Raw genomic sequence first — 9,773 nt, 5'->3', positions numbered from 1 at the left:
TCCGCTTCCCCTACAACGGCGCCCTCGTCGCCGAGGCCCCGATCGGCGACGCGGACCTCGCCCGGCGAGCCGTCGAGGCTGCGCTCGCGGCGCGGGAGCCGGTGGGCCGACTGCCCTCGCACGTCCGACGAGCCGTCCTCTTCGCGGCGCACGCCGAGCTGGCCGCACACCGCCGCGAGCTCGAGGACCTGCTCGTCCTCGAGACCGGCAAGCCGCGCGTCGACTGTCGGGTCGAGCTCGACCGCAGCCTGCTGACCCTCACGACGGCTGCCGAGGAGGTCGCGCGGTTGCACGGCGAGACCGTGCCACTCGATCTCTTGCCGAGCGGCGAGGGGCTCGTCGGGTTCTGGACCCGACGGCCGGTCGGTGTGGTCATCGGGATCGCCGGGTTCAACTACCCCCTGCTCCTCGCCGCGCACAAGCTCGCCCCCGCCTTGGCGGCCGGCTGCCCCATCATCGTCAAGCCGGCGCCGCAGACTCCGCTCGCGACGCTCTGGCTGGTCCATGCGGTCCGGGAGGCGCTCGCCGCGGCCGGTGGCCCGCGGGCAGCCGTGCAGCTCGTGACCGGGGGTGTGGACGTCGGCGCTGCCCTGACGACCGACCGCCGGATCGGTGCCGTCTCGTTCACCGGGTCCGCCGCTGTCGGGCACCGGATCGCCAGGGATGCGGCGCCGACCAAGGTGCTGCTCGAGCTCGGCTCCAACTCCGCCCTCGTCGTCGCTGAGGACGCGGACCTCGACGCAGCGGCGGACGCCGTCATCCGGGGCGGCTACTACGCCTCCGGCCAGGCGTGCATCTCGGTGCAGCGGCTCGTCGTGGTCGACTCGGTCCGCGACGCCTTCCTCGATCGCCTCGCGTCGCGGATCTCCGAGGTCGTCGTCGGCGACCCCCGGGACGAGGCGACCCGGGTGTCGGCCCTGATCGACGCGCGGTCGACGACCCGGGTGGCGGAGTGGGTCGGAGCGGCCCTCGACGCCGGCGCCAGCGTGGTCCACGGTGGGGACGTCAAGGACGGGATCGTCCAGCCGACAGTGCTGCTCGATGTGCCTGACGGTCAGGTCGCCTGGGACGAGGAGATCTTCGGACCAGTGGTCGCCGTCCGCTCGGTCGCGTCGTTCGACGAGGCCATCGACATGGTCAACGCATCGCGCTACGGCCTGCACGCGAGCGTCTTCACCTCGTCGCTCGAGAAGGCGTTCGCGGCGATCGACCGCATCGACACCGGGGGTGTCGTCGTCAACGAGGTGCCCGGGTTCCGCTCGGACGTGATGCCCTACGGCGGGGTCAAGGACTCCGGCATCGGACGTGAGGGGCCGCGGTTCGCGATCGAGGAGCTGACCGTGACGCGGATGGCGATCATCCGCCCGCGCACGTGACAGGGGTGACGGAGCGCTCACTCGACGGTGGGGCCGCCGGGACGGCTGAGGTGGGGCGCTCCCTCGACGGAAAGGAAGAGAGGGACTGACGCCATGGCCGATTCCGCTGAGGAGCAAGAGCACTCGCAGGACTACACACAGCTGTTCCGGCTCGACGGCAGGCGTGCGGTCGTCGTCGGCGCAGGCAGCGGCATCGGCCGCGAGAGCGCCCTGGCGCTCGCTGCACACGGGGCAGACGTGGTCTGCGTCGACCGGGACCTCGCGGCGGCGGAGGGGACGGTCGGGCTGGGAGGCGGCTCGGCGGCATACCTGCTCGACGTGACGGACAGCGCCGCGGTGGCGCGCGCAGCATGTGACCTCGACCCCGTCGACGTCCTCGTATTCACGGCCGCGACCAACGTGCGCAAGCGGCTCCTCGACTACACGAGTGAGGAGTTCGACCGGGTCGTCGGGCTCAACCTGCACGCGTCGTTCGACCTCGTGCGAGCCTTCGGGCCCCGGATGGCGCAGCGGGGGAGGGGCAGCATCATCGGCTTCAGCTCGATCCGCTCGGTTGCGGTGGAACCGGGCCAAGGCGTCTACGCCGCGACGAAGGCGGGCCTGGTCCAGCTGCTCCGCACGGCTGCCGCCGAGCTGGGCCCCTCCGGAGTGCGGGTCAACGCGATCGCCCCCGGTGTCGTCGAGACGCCGCTCACTGCGCAGATCCGCGCGAATCCCGAGTGGTACCAAGCCTATGCGGCCAAGAGCGCGCTCGGCCGGTGGTCCCAGGCGAGCGAGCTCGTGGGTGCCGTCGTCTACCTCGCCTCCGACGCGTCGTCGTTCGTCACGGGCAGCCAGCTCTTCGTCGACGGAGGGTGGACGGCGGTCGACGGCCGCTACACCCCGCCCGCCTGACCGAGGCGGTCAGGGCGTGAAGGCGCAGAACTCGTTGCCCTCCGGGTCGGCGAGCACGGTCCAACCGATCCCGCCGTCCCCCTTGTCACGCAGCACCGTCGCGCCGTGCGACACCAGTGCGGCCAGGTCGTCGGTGCGCACGTCGATGTGGATGCGGTTCTTCGTCACCTTCGCCTCGGGGACCGGCGCGAAGCAGACTGCCGCGAAAGGGAGTTCGGGCACGTCCTCGAGCCACGAGAAGCCTCGCTCATCGTCGTGCAGGGTGCCGCCCAGGACGGCCTGCCACCAGGCGGCGGCCCGATGCGCGTCGTCCACATCGCCCGTGACGTCCCAGCTGAGCTCGTAGGGCCGCCGCTCGACCGGTTCGTCCCGGACGAAGACGCAGAACAGCTGGCCGTCCGGGTCACGCATGACGGTCCACGGCGGGGTGTCGTCGACGACCTCGGCGCCGAGTGACCGTGCCTCGTCCACCGACGCGGCGTTGACGTCGAGGTGCAGGCGGTTCTTGACAGTGGTCGGCTCCGGCACACCGTTGACCCAGACCCGCACGGCGCCGTCCTCGCGCAGGCACGCGTCGCCGTCGTCGAGCGGGTGCAGCTCCCACCCGAGCAGCGGCGACCAGAAGGCGGCTTCGGCCAGGGCGTCGACGGCATCGATGCAGAGGTCCTTGTAGAGAGCGAGCGACATGTGCCCACGCTAGCGGCGGGCGGGGGTGATGCCTCGCAGATCACACTGCTGAGAGGTGCCAGCGCCATTGGCCTACTACTACACTCAGTAGTACCGGCAGGAGGAATGCCGGGAGGCACAGCAAGTTCTGGAGATGAGAACTATGGCCACCATCCATCACGAGACCGTGACGCACCGCCGCCACATCATCCACCCGACCGACGGCGTCGTGACCTTCCAGGAAGAGATCGTCCGTCCCGTCTGGGCACGCCGACTGCTTGCCGGGCTGCGCATCGTGCTGGGCTTCACCTTCCTGTGGCCCTTCCTCGACAAGCTCTTCGGCCTCGGCTACATGACCCCCGCCGCGAAGGCCTGGATCCACGGGGGCACGCCGGCGCAAGGCTTCATGAGCCACGCCGAGGGCCCCTTCGCCGGGTTCTTCAAGTCGATCAGCGGGCCGTGGGCCGACTGGTTCTTCATGGCCGGCCTGCTCGGCATCGGCATCGCCGTCCTGGCCGGTGCGGGCCTCAAGGTCGCGGCGTGGGCCGGCGCACTGCTCCTCGCCCTGATGTATCTCGCCGAGTTCCCGCTGGGCACGACGGGCACCTACACCAACCCCCTCTTCGACAGCCACTGGATCGAGGCGTTCGGACTCGCGGTGCTCGCCGCGACCTACGCCGGCGACACCTGGGGCGTCGGCAAGTGGTGGGGCCGCAAGGTCGGAAACGGCATCCTGCGGTGACCCGATAGGTGGCCGTCGGACTCACCGAGGGCGGCCCACCAACCGGAGGGCGATCCGTGAGGAGGCGGGTCGCCCTCCGAACATGTCTACACGCAGCCGCATGCGGCTGGCCTGCGGTCAGGAGCCCGAGGTGCCGGCGCTGCCCGCCTCGAGAGCCTGCCTGAACTGCTCCAGGGCGTCCCGGACCTGCCGGTCGGGGTGCTCACCCAAGATCGCGGCGACCGCCTCACCGAGCGGGCCTCCGGGCACGTCGTAGTGGAGCACGACCTTGACCTCTGTGCCGGTCCCGTCCGGGGTTGGCGCGAAGTGGACGGTCCCGGAGTTGTCGATCTCGGAGCCAGGCCGGGACAGCCACGAGATCCGCTGGCCCGGCTCGTCACCCGTGAGCTCCGCCTCCCAGGAGACGGATCCGACGAGGGGTGCCGTCGAGGTCCACCGATAGAGGCCGTCGGCTGTCGGCGCCACGGACTCGAGGTGTGGCAGGTAGTGGGGCAACGACTCGAACCGGCGCCACCGCTCGTACGCGGTCTGCGCGTCGACGGACACGACCGTCGTCGCCTCGAGCTCCAGGGGGCCCGGCCGCCCGCGCCCGTGTTGGCCGGTGCGCCGGCGGACGACGGCCATGACCGCGCAGCCGATCGCCACGAGCCCGAGTCCACCGAGCAGGGTCCACGGTGTCCGGGACGGCTCCCGTCGGGTCCGTCGCCCCCTCACCGTTCCCGTCATCGGTCTGCCTCGGAACCGCCCAGTCCGGCGGCCGGGGTGACGGCATAGTCGATGGGCTTGCACGTGCCGTTGTTGGACTTCTCGGCGGAGCAGGCCGTGAGCCCCACGAGCAGGTCCATCTCCGCCCTGAGGGTGACCCGGTCACCGGGGCGCGTGGTCGGCGCGTCGATGTGCAGCTCACCGCTGTGGTCCGTCCACACGTTCATGAAGATGTTGAAGGTCGTGGAGATCCGGTCAGGGCCGATCCCGAACTGAGCGAGGCCCCTGGAGAGGTTCTCGAAGCAGCTCGGGTGCGGGGCACCGTCGCACTCTGGGTAGAGCAGGTCGAAGGTCTGCTGGCTGCACGGCGTGAGGAGGATGTCGTGCCGGCCGCACGTGTCGTCGAGGATCGTCGCCATCGGCCGGCTCCGGTTGCTGTAGAGGACCGAGCCGGTCGTCGGGTAGATCGAGTTGGCGTAGTCGATGGTCCGCCCCGAGGAGAACCACTCGTCGGGGTCGTCGGCCGCGAAGCAGAAGAAGTCGCTCACCTGCTCGCCCGCCGGGTCGACGACCGTCAGGGTGTCCCCCCGTGCCATCCGGAAGCCGGTCCCCGTCTGCGGTTGCAAGCGGGACAGTCCCCGTGCGGGCGGTGCGACGGTCCGTGTCGCGGACTCGGTCATGAGGCGTGTCCTTCCGGGGGTTCGTGCACGACGAGTGGCGGCTCCCAGTCCGCGGGCCGGATCCGGCCCGAGTACTGGAGGGCCTCCGACGAGTCGCCGTGGTCGGCGGCCATCGGGTTGACGGACCCTTGCAGGTCACGGTCGCGGCGCCGGATGACGGTGCGCATGCCGTCGAAGCGCCCGCTCTCGCGCAGCTGCTCGAACTGGGCGTGGGGGTTGAAGACGATCGTCGGCAGGGGGGCGCGGCGGGCGATCCGGGAGGCGCCGGGATGCAGGCCCACGACGAAGTAGGGGCTGCCGGCCGCGCTGAACGCGAAGTGCGGGTTCCCGGGATCGGCCGAGACGTCGGGCGCCCAGGGCTGGTCGTCGTCGTCGTGGATGCGCTGCAACAGGTCCCAGAGCAGTCGCTCGAAGGCCCCCTCGTCGAGCTGCGTCGGCTCGCGGAAGGTCACGACGAAGGAGTGGAAGCCATCCTCGCGCTCGACGACCCCGGCGAAGTCGCGCAGCCCCTCGAGGATCTGCTCGGCGGCCCCGTCACCCGTCAGGTCGTCAAGGACGAGGTGGGTCACCCGGTCGCGCCGGAAGACGGACTTCGCGCCGAGGCAGGGGTACTCGACGTGCTCGACCATCGATGCGACGGCGTCGCGGACCTCTTCCCCCGGGGCGGAGCCCAGCCCGCTGCCCGCCAGCTCCCCGAGCAGCTGCTCAAGGGGCGCCGCGTCCTCCGTCACGGGCGGGTGTGGGTTCGACTCGGGGCTCTGCCGTCCCTGCGACATCGGCGCTCCTTCCTGACGCAAGCCGTATACCCAGCCGGCACACCGCTCACCCCCAGACCCGCGCGTGCCCCGGGTGCCCCGCGGGTACGGGGGTGCCATGGCCATGGGGGGCGAGCAGGGACGGGTGCCGGTCGAGGTCGTCATCCCGGTCCGGTGGGCGGCCGCGGATCCCTGGCGGGTGGCCGAGCTCGCCGAGTATCTGCGTGACCTCGCTCGCGAGGTCGACCACGTCACCGTCGTCGACGGCAGCCCGGACCCTCTCGCCGCGTGCCACGCGAGTGCCTGGCAGGACCACGCCCGCGTCATGGCACCGGCGCCGGTCGAGCGTCTTTGGCCCGACGAGCAATGGGTGGGCCTCAACGACAAGGTCGTCGGCGCTTGGACGGGAGTGCTCGCCGCTCGCTCCGACCTCGTCGTCATCGCCGACGACGACGTCCGGCACACCCGTGCCAGCCTCCAGTCCCTCGTGTGCCTGCTCGAGCACGCCGCCCTGGTCCGTCCCGTGACCGTCTACGACAGCTGGCCGTGGCAGGCGCGGTGGGACGGCGCCCGCACGCTGATCAACGTTGCCGTCGGCGCGGAGTGGCCGGGGACCATGGCCGTGCGGCGGCCTGCGCTGCTCGAGGCCGGGGGCTGGTGCCCCGACGTGCTCTTCGAGAACCTCGAGCTGTGGCGCACCCTCGAGGCACTCGGCCTCCCGGTGGTGGGCAGTGACGTGGTCGTGCCTCGGTGTCCGCCCTCGGTGCGCCACTTCTGGTCCCAGCGGGTCCGGCAGGCCTACGACGACCTCGCCCAGCCCGGCCGCCTCGCCATCGAGCTCGCGCTCCTGCCGGCCCTCGTCGGGCTCGCCCGCCGGCCGAGGGGCCTGGCGGCTGCCGCCATCGTCAGCACCGGCCTCGCCCATCTGGGGCGGCGGCGTCTTGGCCGGTCACGGGTGCCTGCGTCGGTGGCCCTGTGGGCACCCGTCTGGGTTGTCGAACGGGCGGTGTGCACGTGGGCCGCCCTGGCCTACCGTGCATTTGGCGGGGTCCGGTACTGCGGGACGCGTATGCCACGGAGCGCCCACTCGCTGCCCGACCTCGGTGGTGCCGCGGGTCGGCAGCGAGCGGAGGCAGGGCCGGGCGTCCTCAATGCAGGACGTTGAGCGTGTTGGTGTCGTCGTTGACGTAGTACACGCTCTTGGGATGGGCCGTGGCGGCCAGCCCGAAGAGCGCGCCCCCGGGCGGGTCCTTCGGGTCGAGGTTGCGGTTCGCGACCACCGAGCCGGTGCGAGTCAGCTCGACCAGGTGGTTGTCTCCACCGTTGACCGTGAGCAGGTCACCGTTCGGCGCCAAGGTGAGGCCGAGTGGTCCATTCAGCGGCTTGCCCGAGGCCACCGTGGTGCGCGCCGCTCCCGCGTCCACGGCCGAGAGCCGGAAGGCGGCGTCCGGGACGCGGGCAATGCGCGAGTTGACGGCATCGGCGATGAAGAGGCTGCCGCCGGGGCCCAGGGCCAGGCCGGTCGGCCCGATGACGAGGGCAGCCGGATCGGTGCGGACCGACAGTCCATTGGCCACGATGGTTGACGCGACCAGCTTCGGGGCCTTGCCGCGCAGGTCGAGGACGAGGCGCACGACATCGCCCTTGCGCGTGGACGAGGGCCGTCCGCCGGAGATCCCTGGCAGGACGTTGGCGACGAACAGCTCGGCGAAGGATCCCCCGTCGAGCGCCGTCGCGTCCCAGGGCCCGTCGATGCCGTGACCCATGATGGTCTCGCGGACCGCTCCGGTGGAGTCGAGCACGATCAGCTCACCGGGTCGCATCGTGGCGCTCGTGCCATCGCTGGTCGGGAGGGCGCCGACGATGACCCAGCCGGACCGGAGGGCGACGAGTGCGGTGGTGAGGCCCTCGCCGGTCGGAGCCAGCCGGCTTGGGATCCGGGCGAAGAGGGTTCGCCGGCCCTCCGGGGAGACCTGCACGATCGTGGTGCCGCGGCCCTGCTCGCCGCCCGTGTTGGCGGCGGTGGGCGCGTTGTTGAAGTTGCTGACGAGGACGTCCCCAGCGACGAGCCGGCCTGAGCTACTCGGGACGACCGCCACGCCGTAGGGGTTGACGTCGCCGTTCGCCGGGACCGTGGACACGACGACGTCGTTGTGCGACAAGGCGCCGATGAATCCGCCCCCGGGCGGGCTCGCCGTCGCTGCCGGCGCCGCGGCCAGGAGCGCCACGAGACCGGCGCCGGCCGCGAGCGCGGTGTTCTGTCGTTTCATCGATCCTCCAAGAGGGTGGTGGGGAGGTGATCATCGGGAAACGTCGCCCCGGGCCGAGCGGTTCACGGTCGCCGACACGGACCGGTCGGGAGGGCCGCCGGCGCAGAGCGGCACCGCAAGCGCTGTCGGGGGTGAGCGGCATACTCGCGGCATGCAGCGGATCGACGGACACCTCGTGCTCAGCCCCACGGACCTGACCAAGCACGTCGCCTGCCCGCACATCACCACCCTCGACCTCGCTGCACTCGACGGGGACCTCACGGGCGCCACCGGCACGGACGAGGCGCTCAACCTCGTGTTCCAGAAGGGCCTCGACCACGAGCACCGCTACCTCGACCTGCTGCGCCGCGAGGGGCGGACCATCGAGGACGTCGCCGCGCTCGGGCTCGACAAGCGCGAGGCCGAGGCCGCGACGCTCGATGCCATGCGGCGTGGCGTCGACGTGATCTACCAGGCGACGTTCTTCGACGGGCACTGGGTCGGCTACGCCGACTTCCTGCTGCGCGTGGACGAGCCGAGCGGGCTAGGGGAGTGGCGCTACGACATCGCGGACACCAAGCTCGCGCGCCGCCTCAAGGTGCCCGCCCTGCTCCAGATGGCGACGTATGCCGCTCGCCTCGAGACGCTGCAGGGCGTGCCGCCTCGGTGGCTGACCGTGGTCACCGGCGACCGTGAGCAGCACCCCTGGCGCCTCGTCGACGTCGCCCCGTACGCCCGGCGGCGCCGGGAGGAGCTGCTCGACGCCATTGCCAGCCCCCGCGAGACCGAGTCCGCCCGCGTGGCGCACTGCGGGCAGTGCCGGTGGCGCGACCGGTGTGCGCAGGAGTGGCTCGAGCGTGACGACCTCATCCAGGTCGCCGGCATGCGCGCCGACCACCGCGCGGCGCTGCGGGCCGCCGGCATCGAGACGATGCAGGCGCTCGCCGAGGCCACCGAGGAGCAGCTGACCGGCGTGCTCGGCTCGGCGGTGCGCTCACGGCTGCTGCAGCAAGGCCGTCTCCAGGTCCTCGAGCGCAGCACCGGGCGACCGCACTACGAGCTCGTCGAGCCGCCCTACCTGGCGCAGGTCGACCAGGAGGGCACCGAGACCCGTGTGCCGCGCGGGCTCGCGCTGCTGCCACAGCCCGACGAGGGCGACGTCTATCTCGACTTCGAGGGCGACCCGTGGGCCGAGGACGGCGCCGGGCGCGAGTACCTCGCCGGCATCTGGACCCGTCAGGGCGAGTTCGTCGGCTTCTGGGCGCACGACTTCGACCAGGAAGGGCAGCTGACCCGCGACCTCGTCGACTGGCTCACCTCCCGCTGGGAGCGCTACCCGTCGATGCACATCTACCACTACGCGCCCTACTCGACGACGGCGCTCAAGCGGCTCGTCGTCCAGCACGCGACACGTGAGGCCGAGCTCGACCAGCTGCTCCGCCACGAGGTGTTCGTCGACCTCTACGCCGTCGTCCGCCAGGGCGTGCGGATCAGCAAGGGCTCCTACTCCATCAAGAAGCTCGAGGAGTTCTACTGGGGCCACATCCGGCAGGCCGAGGGCGACGCCGTCGCGGACGGACTCTCCTGCGGCGGCGGGTACGATGTGTTGCTGGGGGGGCCGGCGGCGGGCGCGCCCGGCCAGTCCATCCTCGCCCGGCTGCGTGACGCTAACGCTGTGGCACGTAGGTCGACCGTTGGGGGGGACG

General features: G+C 71.7%; 10 protein-coding genes. 5 read left to right on the top strand and 5 right to left on the bottom strand.

Annotation, left to right across the window (positions count from 1 at the left end; all coding sequences use genetic code 11):
• Both ACTHJJ_RS09615 and ACTHJJ_RS09610 read left to right on the top strand, forming a co-directional pair.
• Positions 1–1,376: aldehyde dehydrogenase family protein (locus tag ACTHJJ_RS09615; RefSeq protein ID WP_440302721.1), on the top strand; the 1,376-nt coding region annotated here is incomplete at its 5' end.
• Positions 1,377–1,469: 93 nt separating this feature from the next.
• A complete protein-coding gene (locus tag ACTHJJ_RS09610; RefSeq protein WP_440302720.1) occupies positions 1,470–2,270 on the top strand; it encodes an SDR family NAD(P)-dependent oxidoreductase in 801 nt (266 codons plus the stop codon).
• Positions 2,271–2,279: 9 nt separating this feature from the next.
• Here the strand turns inward: ACTHJJ_RS09610 and ACTHJJ_RS09605 are convergent, their stop codons facing one another.
• A complete protein-coding gene (locus tag ACTHJJ_RS09605; protein WP_440302719.1) occupies positions 2,280–2,957 on the bottom strand; it encodes a VOC family protein in 678 nt (225 codons plus the stop codon).
• A 142-nt stretch (positions 2,958–3,099) separates the two neighbouring features.
• Here ACTHJJ_RS09605 and ACTHJJ_RS09600 point away from each other — a divergent pair, with 142 nt between their 5' ends.
• Complete coding sequence (locus ACTHJJ_RS09600; RefSeq protein ID WP_440302718.1) at positions 3,100–3,678, top strand: DoxX family protein; 579 nt, start codon at positions 3,100–3,102, stop codon at positions 3,676–3,678.
• A gap of 117 nt (positions 3,679–3,795) precedes the next feature.
• On the opposite strand, the gene ACTHJJ_RS09595 is transcribed toward ACTHJJ_RS09600, so the two are convergent.
• Genes ACTHJJ_RS09595 through gntA form a run of 3 tightly spaced genes read right to left on the bottom strand, consistent with a single transcriptional unit; the run spans position 3,796 to position 5,839 of the window.
• Positions 3,796–4,404: an SRPBCC family protein gene (locus ACTHJJ_RS09595; RefSeq protein ID WP_440302717.1), complete on the bottom strand. Its 609-nt coding sequence runs from the start codon at positions 4,402–4,404 to the stop codon at positions 3,796–3,798.
• Positions 4,401–5,063, bottom strand: coding sequence for a DUF1989 domain-containing protein (locus ACTHJJ_RS09590; RefSeq protein ID WP_440302716.1), 663 nt, complete (start codon positions 5,061–5,063; stop codon positions 4,401–4,403). Before ACTHJJ_RS09590 ends, ACTHJJ_RS09595 begins: the two co-directional genes overlap by 4 nt.
• The gene (gene gntA / locus ACTHJJ_RS09585; protein ID WP_440302715.1) at positions 5,060–5,839 is read right to left on the bottom strand and encodes a guanitoxin biosynthesis heme-dependent pre-guanitoxin N-hydroxylase GntA; all 780 of its coding nucleotides are present in this window, start codon (positions 5,837–5,839) and stop codon (positions 5,060–5,062) included. The genes ACTHJJ_RS09590 and gntA overlap by 4 nt, the downstream gene beginning before the upstream one ends.
• Before the next feature lie 97 nt (positions 5,840–5,936).
• On the opposite strand from gntA, the gene ACTHJJ_RS09580 reads away from it, so the two are divergent.
• Positions 5,937–6,983 (top strand): glycosyltransferase, encoded by a 1,047-nt coding sequence (locus tag ACTHJJ_RS09580; protein ID WP_440302714.1) that lies wholly within the window; start codon positions 5,937–5,939, stop codon positions 6,981–6,983.
• Here the strand turns inward: ACTHJJ_RS09580 and ACTHJJ_RS09575 are convergent.
• Positions 6,967–8,088, bottom strand: a complete 1,122-nt coding sequence (locus tag ACTHJJ_RS09575; protein WP_440302713.1) for a hypothetical protein — start codon at positions 8,086–8,088, stop codon at positions 6,967–6,969. The two genes, ACTHJJ_RS09580 and ACTHJJ_RS09575, sit on opposite strands and share 17 nt — an antisense overlap.
• A 151-nt stretch (positions 8,089–8,239) precedes the next feature.
• On the opposite strand from ACTHJJ_RS09575, the gene ACTHJJ_RS09570 reads away from it, so the two are divergent.
• Positions 8,240–9,773: TM0106 family RecB-like putative nuclease (locus ACTHJJ_RS09570; protein ID WP_440302712.1), on the top strand; the 1,534-nt coding region annotated here is incomplete at its 3' end.

It is taken from the genome of Intrasporangium sp. (assembly GCF_051961875.1).
In the GTDB taxonomy this organism is placed as follows: domain Bacteria; phylum Actinomycetota; class Actinomycetes; order Actinomycetales; family Dermatophilaceae; genus Intrasporangium_A.
Note: the sequence above shows the minus strand (reverse complement) of the source record. Positions and strands in the feature narration are given on the sequence as shown.